At 62.8% G+C, this 13,478-nt stretch carries 10 protein-coding genes; 3 read left to right on the top strand and 7 right to left on the bottom strand.

Annotated features, from left to right (window positions below; all coding sequences use genetic code 11):
• The 4 genes from ACZK33_RS08260 to ACZK33_RS08245 all read right to left on the bottom strand — a co-directional run bounded on the left by ACZK33_RS08260 (position 1) and on the right by ACZK33_RS08245 (position 6,689).
• Positions 1-1,359 carry an MBL fold metallo-hydrolase RNA specificity domain-containing protein gene (locus ACZK33_RS08260; protein ID WP_034032863.1) on the bottom strand — a complete coding sequence of 453 codons (1,359 nt, stop codon included), beginning with the start codon at positions 1,357-1,359 and terminating at the stop codon, positions 1-3.
• 73 nt (positions 1,360-1,432) lie between these two features.
• Entirely contained in the window at positions 1,433-3,745 is a 2,313-nt protein-coding gene (locus ACZK33_RS08255; RefSeq protein WP_034032861.1) for a phosphoketolase family protein, read from the bottom strand.
• A gap of 29 nt (positions 3,746-3,774) precedes the next feature.
• On the bottom strand, positions 3,775-4,668 hold the full coding sequence (locus ACZK33_RS08250; RefSeq protein WP_034032859.1) for a ribose-phosphate pyrophosphokinase: 894 nt from the start codon (positions 4,666-4,668) through the stop codon (positions 3,775-3,777).
• Positions 4,669-4,958: 290 nt separating this feature from the next.
• Positions 4,959-6,689 (bottom strand): acetate/propionate family kinase, encoded by a 1,731-nt coding sequence (locus ACZK33_RS08245; protein WP_079388759.1) that lies wholly within the window; start codon positions 6,687-6,689, stop codon positions 4,959-4,961.
• A 181-nt stretch (positions 6,690-6,870) separates the two neighbouring features.
• On the opposite strand from ACZK33_RS08245, the gene ACZK33_RS08240 reads away from it, so the two are divergent.
• The 3 genes from ACZK33_RS08240 (at position 6,871) to ACZK33_RS08230 (ending at position 8,453) form a co-directional block, all read left to right on the top strand.
• Entirely contained in the window at positions 6,871-7,635 is a 765-nt protein-coding gene (locus tag ACZK33_RS08240) for an SDR family NAD(P)-dependent oxidoreductase (RefSeq protein WP_034032858.1), read from the top strand.
• Between the two features lie 205 nt (positions 7,636-7,840).
• On the top strand, positions 7,841-7,987 hold the full coding sequence (locus ACZK33_RS08235; RefSeq protein WP_153575514.1) for a hypothetical protein: 147 nt from the start codon (positions 7,841-7,843) through the stop codon (positions 7,985-7,987).
• Positions 7,950-8,453, top strand: coding sequence for a hypothetical protein (locus ACZK33_RS08230; protein ID WP_034032857.1), 504 nt, complete (start codon positions 7,950-7,952; stop codon positions 8,451-8,453). Before ACZK33_RS08235 ends, ACZK33_RS08230 begins: the two co-directional genes overlap by 38 nt.
• Positions 8,454-8,662: 209 nt before the next feature.
• Here ACZK33_RS08230 and ACZK33_RS08225 read toward each other — a convergent pair whose 3' ends face one another.
• From ACZK33_RS08225 to ACZK33_RS08215, 3 genes are all read right to left on the bottom strand, one after another.
• On the bottom strand, positions 8,663-9,709 hold the full coding sequence (locus ACZK33_RS08225) for a zinc-dependent alcohol dehydrogenase family protein (protein ID WP_034032855.1): 1,047 nt from the start codon (positions 9,707-9,709) through the stop codon (positions 8,663-8,665).
• A gap of 256 nt (positions 9,710-9,965) precedes the next feature.
• Positions 9,966-12,413, bottom strand: coding sequence for a heavy metal translocating P-type ATPase (locus tag ACZK33_RS08220; RefSeq protein ID WP_079388757.1), 2,448 nt, complete (start codon positions 12,411-12,413; stop codon positions 9,966-9,968).
• Positions 12,414-12,464: 51 nt separating this feature from the next.
• Positions 12,465-13,427 carry a quinone oxidoreductase family protein gene (locus tag ACZK33_RS08215; protein ID WP_034032850.1) on the bottom strand — a complete coding sequence of 321 codons (963 nt, stop codon included), beginning with the start codon at positions 13,425-13,427 and terminating at the stop codon, positions 12,465-12,467.
• Positions 13,428-13,478: the final 51 nt, after the last annotated feature.

The following is a 13,478-nucleotide window of genomic DNA, read 5'->3' as shown; positions in this document are numbered from 1 at the left end:
TCACAGCTTGAACTCCTGACCCTGCCGTGGAACCGTGGCCTGCCAGCCCAGGTCACGTTGCACCCGCTCGCGCAGCGCCTCGGATGCACTTGGCTCGCCGTGAACGATAAAAACATTCTTGGGTGGACGCTGGAAACCGGCCAGCCAACGCATCAACTCGTCGCTGTCGGCATGCGCGGACAGCCCGGGGAGCTCGGCGACCTCGGCTTTCACTGGCACCCACTGGCCATGGATCTTCGTCTCTTTTGCACCTTCGAGCAGCTTGCGTCCGCGCGTGCCCGCAGCCTGAAACCCAGAGAACAGTAGCGTATTAAGGTGATGGGGGCCGAAAGCAGCGATGTGATGCAAGACGCGTCCGCCGGTGGCCATGCCGCTGGCAGAAATGATCACCTTGGGATAACGGTTGGCGGACAACGCTTTAGACTCTTCTACATCGCGCACGCAAGTGATCGCTTCGCATGCCGCCGTGTAATCTTGTACTGAAAGCCGATGGTCGTCCGGGTAGGCATGCATCAGTTCCGTAGCACTGGTCGCCATAGGACTGTCCAGAAAAATCGGAACATTGTTCAAACGACCAGCGCGGCGCAGCAGCCACAGATCGTAGATGAGCGACTGGGCACGGCCGACCGCGAATGCCGGAACCACCACCGTACCGCCTCGCTTCACGGTGCGCTCGATCACCGCCCCCAGAGCTTCGACCGGATCGCTGTGCTCGTGGCGACGGTCGCCGTAGGTTGATTCGATCACCACATAGTCAGCCTCGGGCACGCTTTCGGGCGCATGCATCACCAGGTCGTCATAGCGTCCGAGATCACCGGAAAACACGATGCGCCGGCCGCCGATGTCGATCTGTGCCGTGGCGGCACCAAGGATGTGTCCTGCCCGTCGGAGCAACAACGTGCCTCCGCCGGGCAGCGCAACCTCCCTATGAAGCGGTGCTGTGGCGAACATGCCGATCGCGCGCTCGGCGTCGGCGACCCGGTACAGAGGCAGGGCAGGCTTGTGCTTGCTGAAACCTTTGCGATTGGCGAACTCGGCATCCTTTTCCTGCAAGAAGGCACTGTCACGCAGGATCAACGCAGCCACATCGCGCGTGGCGGGAGTGGCGTATATCGGCCCGGAGAAACCATTGAGCACGAATCTCGGCAGATAACCGCAGTGGTCCAGATGGCCGTGGGTGAGAACGGCTGCGTCCACGTCTTCTGGATTGACAGCCAGTTGCTGCCAATTGAGCTCGCGCAAGTTCTTCAGGCCCTGAAACAAGCCGCAATCGATCAGAATGCGGGTGTCGTCGCAGGTCAGCAGGTGCTTGGAGCCCGTGACGGTGCCGGCTCCGCCGAGGCTGGTCAATGAGAGCATTCTTCTTTTCCTTGTCCTAAAGATTCTTGGTCAATGCAGTTGGCCGCTTGTGTCGGCGCCCAGTCGTGGATCGTCAGCCCGGTGCAGGCGTCTTCCAGCCGGTCACTTGCGCGGCTGCCTGCACGGCGTGTATCCAAGTGCAGCGATTGGCGAGGAGCATTCCAGCCACGTCGAGCGTGCCTCCGCGACTGATGTAACCCAGCGCACGCGTCCTTGCTTGGCCGCCATCGAGGCGTCGAAGGATCCCCAACATCGGTTCGGGACGTGTGTGGCTGAGCACCACCCGCGGCAGGTCGTCGGGAAAGAACGCCTGTAATTCGTCATCGCCGAGCACGAAAGCGCGCTCGATCTCATCGCGTGGAATGCGTAACCGCCCGGGCTCGATCACCGCGGTGACGCAGGAAGCCAGCCCATGCCGCTCCAGGAAAGCGTGGGCTTTCAGCGCCTCCTCCAGTTGATACGCTCCGATGGCGACGAACTGCACGCCGGCAACGCCAGGCGTCCCTGCGATGTGCGCTGCGCCGCGCTCGACCAGCCGTTGAGCCGCGTTGGCATCGAGACGCTCGGGAGCATCCCGCTTGGACACCACCATGCAGGCGAGCTGTCCGCGGCCGGCGTACACGTCTCGCAGCGCGGCCACAGCGGTGTTGCTGTCTACCGGAAACAGTACGCGTGCGGTGTCTGACATCTCGCCCAGCAAGGCTTCGCCTATCGTCGGGTCCTGGTGAGACTGCTCGTTCTTCGAGTTCTCCCAGGTGTGCGAGGTGACGATCAGCGGAACAGATAGCCAGCCGGGGACTTGGCCGAGCGCCTTCTGATGGCGCGCGAAAATGATCTCCTGGCGCAGCAGGCCGAGCATCTTCATTGCGAACGCCTCGTAGCTGACGATCAGGTTGAGCCCCCCCTTGTTGCCAAGCGCCGCTGCGGCGACTGCCTCTTCATTGAGCGCGGTGATCACCGCGCCATGAAGGTCCTCGGCCATGCCCGGTTCCGGCACGTTGACCCGATGCTTGAGCAGCGCGAGGGTGCCGCCCATCTTGTTACTGGCCAACTCGTCGGGATTACCGAGCCGGACCCGCAATCCAGGGTTGGCCCGAACCAGCTCAACGAACCACCGATCCAGCATCGCCATGGCGCTGCCTTGGGTGCCGGCCGGTGCCCACGCCGGTTCTGGCAGGTGCAGCGCCTGCGGGTGACGATGAGCCATGGAATGCTGGCTCTCCCGACCGCGGCCCTGGCTGCGATGGGTATCGAGCACCGCAAGCGCGTGATCGAGGTCCCCAGACGCCACATGGAGCGCAGAGGCGCTGGCATTGAACGCTTCCCGGGCGCCGGCATCCCGGTGAGGATTGCCGACCAGTGGAAGATTGTGTGCGGCGTTGGTACCGGCGCCGGCGAAGCCGAACCCTTTCTCGGTCTCGGCGATGACATATGGCAACCGGGCGGGATAACGTCGTTCCGGCGCGGCGGCGAACCTTTTCAGCGCCTGCTCCGCCGCCAGGATCGCCCAGGCGATTGCGGCAGGGTCACGGCCATCGACGATCAGCGGCTCGAAGCCGTTATGGCGCACATCCTCTGCCAGCCAAGCGGCACCGCCTTCTTGGACGATCTGCGTGCGCTGCTCGATCCGGCGTCCGTTGAGGATCATCACCGGAATCGCGAAACCGCAGTCCTCGGCTCGCCACCAGCGCGGTGCCCAATCCGAGCCGCGCTGCTCTTCGAACGCGCCGTCGCTCAGGAAGGCCACCAAGCTCTCTCCCGGCAAGGGCATATGCACGTATTGCAGTGCGGCGAAGCCCAGGTATCCGCCTTCGGAGACTGCCCCTGCGGTATGGGGGCTCGCATGGCTGCCCAACGGCACCGCCGGTTCGCCACGCGCATCGACGGCGTAGGAATAGAAGTCCGCACACAGACGGGACAGCCCAGCTTCGCTACGATCGTACCGTCCCTTCTGGCTTGGGGACACGTCCCCGGTCAGCGTGTTAATCGCCTCGATGGCCGCGACGCAGTGTCCCTGCCCCATCAGCCATCCGCGGGTCGAGCCAGCCAACGCATTGGCAAGCAGATATCCCACGAAGGCCGGCACCATGTTGAGCGATCCGCCGGTATGTCCTTCCGGCACCGCCTTGAAATCATGCTCCATCAGCGGGGCGCCGGATAAGTCGATACGATTGGCGTAGGTCATGTGCGCAACGACGTTCATCGCCGCACACGTCAGGCGGTCGCTCGCGGCGAGCAATACGTAAGCATCCTCCACGGATGCGATGGACCCCGCTTCCAGCAGATCGGCGACGGCCGCGTCGATATGCTCAATGGTGTCGTGCCGTCGCTTGATTGGCCCGTGTCCGGCCAGCCATTGAGACCGTGCCGAAGTCTTGTCGTTCATGGCGATATCCTTTCCAAGAAAGTGAGGGCTTAAGCGCCAGCAGTAAGCGATGCGTCCAGCGCGCCGCAGACCAGGGCTGACAGGGCAATCCTGTTGCTGGGGTGCGGGACGGCGTCGGTGGATGTGATACGCGAGAATAGGGGGATCAATTCCACCCAGGCTTCGTCAGCGAACAGCGCATGCACCACGACGCATTCGGGTTTTCGGAGCCCCTGTTCGACAAGCTTACGCGCTGCCACCGCCAAGGTCCGTCCAGACGATGCGATGTCGTCCACCAGTACCGGCGTGCGATCGCGCCACGCAGACAAATCTGGGACCTCGATCTCGACACTGCGGTCGCCTAGGCGCGTCTTGTTCAAAACGGCATAAGGCACGCCAATGCGCCTTGCGATATCACCTGCCCACTGCTCGCTTTCTTCGTCTGGTCCGATGATCAGAGGCAGATCGACATTGGCTGCGATCCAACTGGACAACAGCGGTGCGGCATGCAGCGTTGTGGCCGGTATGGTGTACAGCGAAGTCAGTGCCGCATGTCGGTGCAGGTGAGGGTCGACGGTCACCAGGCGGTCGAAGGTCGCGGATATCAACCGGGCAAACGATCTTGAACTGATGCATTCACCTGGGTGGAATCGCGCGTCCTGCCGCATGTAGGCCAGGTAGGGGGCCACCAGGTTGACTTCGCTTGCCCCAAGGTCCCTTGCAGCATCTGCAGCGAAGGTTAGCGCCAGGAACTGTGCGTCTGGCCGTGCCAACGTGCAGATCAGATCGACGGGACGCCCGTTAGGCATCCCGTGCAGGCGTACGTAGGTCTCGCCATCGGGAAATCGGCGAGTTTCCACCGTTCCAAGTTCACCACGACTCTGTCGTGCCAGCTCGCTGGCGAAAACCTCGTTGCCCGGAAGGGGCAGGATCAAACGCTGCATGTCTTTCTAGCTCCTTCAAATCCGGCCTAGAACATTTACCTATAGCCCGCACGTCGGCGAATATGAACTGACATCTGCGCGATCCGTGGGAGGAGTCGCACATATTCATTTGCCAGCCTCGCTTGGCGGAAATCGACGAACGCGTTTTTTTCAATGACGAACCGACCGTGGGCCTTCTTCCCTATCGCCTTCCGTGGGCGAGATCGCCTGTCGTCAGCGCCAACCTGGCACTGACGGCCCCGCCTTTGGTACTGCCGGACACGGCGTTCGATGACATATTGCCTCGCTCCTCAGTCGCACTTGGCCAGCGGCACTTCGGTGGCCGCTGGGTGAGGGTGGCGCACCAGCATCACCGGAACAGGTGCGATGCGAGCCACCTGTTCGGCATCACTGCCCAACAGCAGGCGATCCATACCCCGGCGCCCGTGGGTGCCGAGCACGACCACATCGCAGCGCGCTGTTTCGGCCTGTTTGGCGATCAGCTCCGAGACACGCTCTCCCTTGGCCTCGTTGAGAAGCGTCTCCACCGCAATACCGTCTTGTCGCAGACGGCCAGCGGCCTGATCCAACAGCGCCTGGCCAGCCGCCAAGAAGCCCGGCCGCACCTCATCCAGGTACACCTTGGGGCGCTCGAAACCGTTGCTGTGCTTGAGCTCCTCAATAACGTGCAGCAGGACGACGGTCGCTCCGCTGAGGCGAGCCAGAGCCGCAGCGTGATCCAGCGCAAGATGCGCGGTGGGACTGCCATCGAGCGGCACCAGGAGTCTTTTGTACATGGCGTTTTTCCAAGGGTCAGGACGTGGGGTTTGGGTGAGGCGCAGCACCTGCCGTGCATGGCCGGCAATGATCCATTCTTCGTTGGTGGGCTCGACACCTACCAGGACAGGGCTGTCGGACTGGGAAATCACAGGTGCATCCACGAGATTGGCTGGCTCGTCCAGAGCAACTCCGAGGAAGGCCAAGCCACGACAAACGCGTTCACGCACGAATGCGCTGTGTTCTCCGACGCCTGCGGTGAAGACGAGGAGATCCAAGCCTCCTAGCACGGCGGTCAATGCCCCGATCTCACGCACGATGCGTCGCACGTACAGCTCCAACGCGAGGCGAGCCCTGGTGCCGGGTTCGCCGGCATCCGACTCATGCTTCGCAAGCACCCGGGGCTCGGATGAAATACCGGAAACGCCGAGCAGGCCGGAGCGGTGATAGAGGATGTCGCCGACCTGCCCTAGCGACAGGCGCTCGACCTCCATCAGATAGAGCACCGCGCCTGGATCAAGCGAGCCGGTGCGAGTTCCCATCATCAGACCATCCAGGGCGGAGAAACCCATCGTCGTCGCGACGCTCTGCAAACCTTTCATGGCGCACAGACTCGCGCCGCTGCCCAGGTGCGCGACGATGGTGCGGCCTTGGGCTGCCTGGCCGTGACGCTGCGCGAGCGCAGTCGCCATGTACTCGTAGGACAAGCCATGGAAGCCGTAGCGTCGCAGACCGCGCTGCCATGCTTCGTAGGGAAGCGGCAGAACCTGCTCTACCTCGGGAAGCGTGTGATGAAAGCCCGTGTCGAAGCAGGCGATCTGGGGCACTTGCGGCAGGTCCTGCAGCAGGACCTCGATGGCTTCAAGCGCAAAGGGCTGATGCAACGGGGCAAGAGGGACGTAACCCTTCAGATCGGCGAGGACCTGCGCATCCACACGGATTGGAGCGGAGTATTTGCTGCCGCCATGCACGATCCGGTGGGCAATAGCGCTGAGGCTGCTGTGTTCATTCAGACGTGCCGACACGCGCTCACGGATCAATTGCAGCGCGCTTCGATGGGGGGTCTCCGTATCGAGTTGCACACGGAAAGGTGCAACACCGGTCTCCCCAAAATCCGGGACGTCACCACCGATTCCTTGGACCTTCCCATTCCACAACGGTCGGCGGGGCATTGGGTCAAGGGAAGCATCGAACACCGCAAACTTGATGCTCGATGAGCCGCAGTTCAGAACAAGGACAAGGCGCTCGGTAGATGGGGCAGACATCGCAATCCAGTGTTTGTCGGGGGATCGGAAATGGGGGCTGCCTGTGTACCGCGCGGAACGCGGTGCTCTCAGGCCAACCAAACCTAAGCCACTACATTAAATTCAATTTTATTTTACACTCGTTTTCAAAGATTTCAATCGATCCCCTGTAGCGAACGTTCCAGACACTGTGGAGATGAGCATGCATATAGAGCAGGAAGGGCTGCTTGGCGGGAAGGTGGTTTGCGTCACTGGCGGCGAATCAGGCATAGGGCGATGTATTGCGATGGCGTGTGCGCAAGCCGGCGCATCGGTCTGCGTTGCTGGCTTTGACGCAACACGAATCAATGGCGTGGTCGCAGAAATACAAGCTTTGGGCCGCCAAGCCTTGGGTATGGTGACGGATATCCGGGACCCGGCGCAGGTCGATGCGATGATTGCCGCGGTCGATCATCAATGGGGACGTCTGGATGCGGCGTTCGCCAATGCTGGCGGAACCCAGGCGAGCGGGCCGACGCACGAAACCTCACTTGCAGAGTGGGATGCCGGCGTGAAACTCAACCTGACCGGGACATTCCTGACCCTGACCGCGGCTGCACGCTATCTGGTCCGACAGGGAGAAGGTGGGGTGCTCATGGCGACGGGTTCATCGACCGCAGTCCGCGTCGTGCCCGACGCCTGCACCTACATCGCCCCGAAGGCTGCCGTCCACGCGCTCGTGTCCATCATGGCACTCGAGTTGGCCCCTCACCGGATTCGGGTCAACGCTCTGATTCCTGGCCCCACCGACACCCCCGCGCTTCGAGCAATTCCAGGGCACGCTGAGCGCGCAGCTGCCAGCGTGCCGCTGGGCGAACTCGTCGATCCGGCCGAAATCGGCCGCTTGGCAGCCTTTGCCGCGAGCGATGCATTGCGTCATATGACAGGAACACAGCTTTGCATCGATTCCGGCCGGATAATCGCCTGATTGACGCAGACCGACCCCTGTTGGAATGACCGCCGACACCTGAAGGAGAAACGCGATGACCGAACCTCAATCGCTAACCACCTCCCCTTAGTTTTTCTTCAACACAGACTGTGGTTCTGCCGACGAAAGGCAACTCGACGAGTGGGAATTGAAAGCGGCGCGTCGAATCCTGCTCAACCTCAAGACCCTGCTGCATGGACAGCCCATGTTCGACCTGATCCGCGATCAGATTGAGGCATCAGGCCGCCGCAACAAGCCGCAACAAGGAGATCGTGGCACGCTCAAAGGGAAGCTTCCGGCAGTGCAAGGTCGCCATGGCCGTGAAAGGCATGCCGGCGAAACGATTGTTTGAATGGATGGCCGCCGGCCTGACAGCCTCCGGTGGCGAAGGGGGAGACAAGCTGAAGGTTGCCCGGGAAATGGCCTATCCCTCCCACCCCGAGCACTACGCTCTTCCGCCTTATCCGGGCGTGAACGAAACGCTGGGCGGCCAGCCTACCCGTGTGCATGTGATTCCGACAGGCGATCTCCCGCCATTTGTCCAGGCAGCCGTCGATCCTTCGTACGAAATCCGCTCACCCTCCCGTGTCGAACTCGACGACGGCACAGTGTTTGGCTGGATACTTCACCAGTTCAGGGACTCCGGGAATGATTGCGAGGGCATACTGCGCGTGTGGTGGCCCGCCGAGGCACCAGAGGTTTTCTTCGAAGAGCACGCTCAACACTTCTCGGTCGAGTTCCGAGCCTTGTTTCTTCTCGGCGCACAAGCCTTGGAGAAAGGCGATTCGAGTCCACAACCCACCGCGACGGCACCGTGATTGATTTCGCCGCGGTAATTGAAGCACCGACTAGCATCGGCAAGAACACGTGAGATGCGCTCGAAACAGAATGCAAGAATAGAGATTGATTCAGTATGTGAATTGAACCGCACCCCGATTGTGTTGCCGTTTTCGCATTGCATGCATGCGAGGGGCGTCCTGGCCAAACCCGCCCTAGACGCCTGAGACGGCGTCCAGGGCGTCAAAGATCAGGCAGCGCCTGCGTTCGAGAGGATGATCTTCATCGCCTTCTCCTTGGCGCCATTGAGGAATACCTGATAGGCGTGCTCGATCTCGGCCAGCTCGAAGCGATGGGTAATCATCTTCTTCAACGGAAGCTTGTCGGTCGAGGCGACCTTCATCAGCATGGGCGTCGTGTTCGTGTTCACCAGTCCCGTGGTGATCGTCAGGTTCTTGATCCAGAGCTTCTGAATCTCGAAGTCAACCTTGACGCCATGCACGCCGACGTTGGCGATGTGCGCGCCGGGCTTGACGATCTCCTGGCAGATGTCCCAAGTCGCCGGTATGCCCACCGCCTCGATCGCAACATCGACTCCCTCTGCCGCAATCCTATGCACGGCTTCGACAACGTTCTCCGTGCCGGAGTTGATGGTGTGCGTTGCCCCGAGCTCCTTGGCGAGCTGGAGGCGATTCTCGTCCATGTCGATCACGATGATGGTCGAGGGGGAGTAGAACTGGGCGGTCAACAGTACGGACATGCCGACGGGGCCCGCGCCGACAATAGCCACCGCATCGCCCGGCTGGACATTCCCATACTGGACGCCGATTTCGTGGCCGGTGGGCAGGATGTCGCTCAGCAGGACGGCGATTTCGTCGTCAATTGTCTGGGGGATCTTGTAGAGGCTGTTGTCGGCATGCGGGATGCGGACGTATTCGGCCTGCACGCCATCGATCATGTAACCCAGGATCCACCCGCCGTCGCGGCAATGGGAGTAAAGCTGCTTCTTGCAGTAGTCGCACGAGCCGCAAGAAGTGACGCAGGAAATCAGGACCTTGTCGCCTTTCTTGAACTGCGTGACACTCTCGCCCACTTCCTCGATGACGCCTACCCCTTCATGGCCCAGGATGCGCCCGTCGGCGACCTCTGGATTCTTGCCTTTGTAGATGCCGAGATCCGTGCCGCAGATCGTGGTCTTCAAAACCCGTACTACTACATCCGTGGGCTTTTGAAGGGTGGGCTTGGGCTTGTCTTCAAGCGAGATCTTGTGGTCACCGTGATAAACCAGAGCTTTCATGTGTGCATTCCCCTTCTGAAAAAACCATAAACCATTGTGGTCGTCTGAAACGGCGCGCCAAGAATGGCATCGTTTTAAAAAAACACTGATCGGAAGTCTTTCCAATCCAGGCAATGGTGCCGTTGATGTCCGGTGCCTATTGTCGGTGCCGTCCATTCCTATCCATGACAGCCTGTATCATAGCATGCAGCGTTATTAATTAGACGTTAATGCGCAGCACGAAACACCACTCGGCTTGCTGCAAACTGTGCCGGCCTCATATCTTCATCGCCCTCAGCCGCAGCGCATTGCCAATGACACTGACCGACGACAACGCCATGGCGGCCGCTGCAATGATCGGAGACAGCAGCAATCCGAACACCGGATAAAGCACGCCTGCCGCGATCGGCACGCCGGCGGCGTTGTAGATGAAGGCGAAGACGAGGTTCTGCCGAATGTTGCGCATCGTCGCCTGCGAGAGCTGCCTGGCCTTGACGATGCCGGTCAGGTCGCCCTTGAGCAGCGTCACGCCCGCGCTCTCTATCGCCACGTCCGTGCCCGATCCCATGGCGATGCCGACGTCGGCCGCAGCGAGGGCCGGCGCATCGTTGACCCCGTCGCCCGCCATCGCGACGACCCTGCCTTCCGACTTGAACCGGTTGACGATCGAGGCCTTCTGATCGGGCAGCACATCCGCCTCGACCTCGTCGATGCCTAGCCGGCGCGCGACGGCCTCGGCGGTGGTCCGATTGTCACCGGTCAGCATGACAATACGGATCCCTTCGCCGTGCAGTGCCTTGAGCGCCTGTGGCGTCGTGGCCTTCACCGGATCGGCGATGGCAAAGATCCCGGCCGCGCGCTGATCGACACCGATATAGATCGCCGTCGCGCCATCTCGACGCAGTTCGTCAGCCTGGGCACCGAGCGGCGCGGTCTCGATGCCATGCTCGGCCAGGAATGCGGCATTGCCGACCACCACGCGCCAGCCCTCGACTACGCCCAGCGCGCCTTTGCCCAGGGGGGAATCGAATCCCGAGACCTGCGCCAGGGCGATGTTGCGTTGCTGGGCGGCCGCCACAATGGCCAGGGCCAGCGGATGCTCCGAGGCCTGCTCGACGCCGGCCGCAAGACCAAGAACCTCGTCCTGCGTGAAGCCGGCGGTGGCCACGATGCCTGTGACGGCCGGCCTGCCTTCGGTCAGGGTGCCCGTCTTGTCCACGACCAGCGTGTCGACCTTTTCCATGCGCTCCAGCGCTTCGGCGTTCTTGATCAGCACGCCCACACCGGCTCCCTTGCCCACGCCGACCATGATCGACATCGGCGTCGCCAGGCCCAGCGCGCACGGGCAGGCGATGATGAGCACCGACACCGCGGCGACCAGGCCGTGTGCCAACCGCGGCTCCGGCCCCCAGATGGCCCACCCCGTGAACGCGAGGATCGCGACCAGGACGACGGCCGGCACGAACCAGCCCGACACCTTGTCAGCCATGCGCTGGATGGGTGCGCGAGAGCGCTGCGCATCGGCGACCATCTGAACGATGCGCGAGAGCATGGTGTCCTTGCCGACCTTCTGCGCGCGGATGATGAGCGCCCCGGTCTGGTTCAGCGTACCGCCCACCGCCGGGTCGCCCTGGGCACGGGTGACGGGCATCGATTCGCCCGAGATCATCGATTCGTCGATCGAGGAGCGCCCGTCCTCGATCACGCCGTCGACCGGAACGGTCTCGCCAGGGCGGATGCGCAGCTTGTCGCCGATCATTACCTGCTCAACCGGCACGTCCTCTTCGGTCCCGTCCTCGCGCAGGCGCCGCGCGATCTTCGGCGCGAGGTCCAGCAAGGCCTTGATCGCCCCGGAGGTCTGCTCGCGGGCGCGCAGTTCCAGCACCTGCCCGAGCAGCACGAGTACGGTAATCACCGCAGCGGACTCGAAATACACCGCCACGGTGCCGTCCATGGTGCGGAAGGCCTGCGGGAACAGGCCTGGTGCCAGAGTCGCGACCACGCTGTAGCCCCAGGCGACGCCGGTGCCCAATGCGATCAGCGTGAACATGTTGAGACTGCGGTGGCGCAGCGAGGCCCAGGCGCGCTCGAAGAACGGCCAGCCGGCCCACAGTACCACCGGCGTGGCGAGGGCGAACTGGAGCCAGGTCGAGATCGCTGGCGGCACCAGGTGATGGAGCGCCGGAATCACGTGCGATCCCATTTCAAGCAGGAAGACAGGCAAGGCCAGCGCGAGGCCGACCCAGAAGCGTCGCGTCATGTCCGCCAGTTCCGGGCTGGGCCCGGAGTCGGCGCTCGCCACGAGCGGCTCCAGCGCCATTCCGCAGATCGGGCAACTACCCGGCTCGTTGCGGCGGATCTCTGGATGCATGGGGCAGGTCCAGATCCCCGTCGAGGATGCCGGCGCGGCTGGCTTTGCGCCCCCCCGATGGACTGCGCCGTGGGAATGCGGCGCGTGCCCGGCCGCGTCCGCGGGCGACGAGGCCGCGCCAGAAGATGCGTAGCGCAGCGGATCGGCCTCGAACTTGGCTTGGCAACCGCTGGAGCAGAACCAGTAAGCCGAGCCCTGGTGATCCACGCGATGGGCCGCGCGGCGCGGATCCACGACCATGCCGCAGACTGGGTCCCTGACGCTTGAGCCCATGGCACCATCCTGCGCACCGGGCTGGGCGAGCCGTGAACCGTCGCCATGGGCGTGGCTGTGATCGTGTTGCTCAGCGTTCATGACATCCTCTCCTGTTGCTCGATCCGCACGGAAACCCCGACGGGCGTTGATTCAAGGCACGAGCACGATGCGCCCGAAGGGGTGGCCTTCCTCCGCGTGCCGGTGCGCGTGCGCGGCCTGCGAAAGCGCAAACTTCTTGTCGATCGGCATCGTCAGCGAGCCGCCGGCCATGTCGGCGAAGATCGCCTGGATCATTGCGTGGACACGCGGGGTATGCAGTTCCTTGCCGAACAGGGCCGTGATGATCGCCAGGCTGTTCGGGGCGAGATCGGCGATCTCGAAAGCGACCCGCTCGCCGCTGGCGCCCCCCAAGGGAATATAGCGCCCGCGATAGCGCAGTGTCTTGAGCAGCGAGGCCTGCGCCTTGCCACCCGCCAGATCGATCACCATGTCCACGCCTTTGCCGTCAGTCAGCGACAGTGCGCGCTGCGCGATGTCTTCGTCCCGGTAGTCGATGCCGTGCGTGGCTCCGAAGTCCCGCAGTTTCGCCAGGCGCGACAGCGTGGACGCTGTGGCGATGACCTTCGCGCCGGCGCGATGCGCCAACTGTACGGCGGCAAGCCCCACGCCTCCGGCGGCACCCTGCACGAGCACAGTTTCGCCCTTTTGCAAGGCACCGAACTCGAACAGCCCGTCGTGGGCCGTGCCAAAGGCGATCAGGCCAACCGCGGCCGCGTCGATCTCCAAGGCATCGGGCACCGGAAACACGAAGTGCTGCGGCACCGCGAACAGCTCCGCGTGCGAGCCTTTCCAGTTGAAGCAGGCCACACGCTGGCCGACATCAAGGTCGATCACGCCTGGGCCTATGGACGCGATGACACCGGCGGCCGCGTAGCCGACGACGTAGGGCGTGGTGGGCGGGGCCATGTTGCGACGGGAGAGCACGTCGCCTCCTTCGAGGCTGACGGCCTGGACGCGGACGACGACCTCACCCTCCTTGGCCTTCGGGTCGGGCAGATCGCCGTAGGTGAGGACCTCGGGTTCTCCGTTGACGGTGTAGTAGGCAGCTTTCATGAGGTGGCTCCTTGCTTGGTTGGGGGACAGTGAAGAGATATCAGGGACGCC

The sequence above is a fragment of the Stenotrophomonas sp. 86156_Sma genome (genome assembly GCF_056481625.1).
This window is presented reverse-complemented; position numbering and strand designations above follow the sequence as displayed.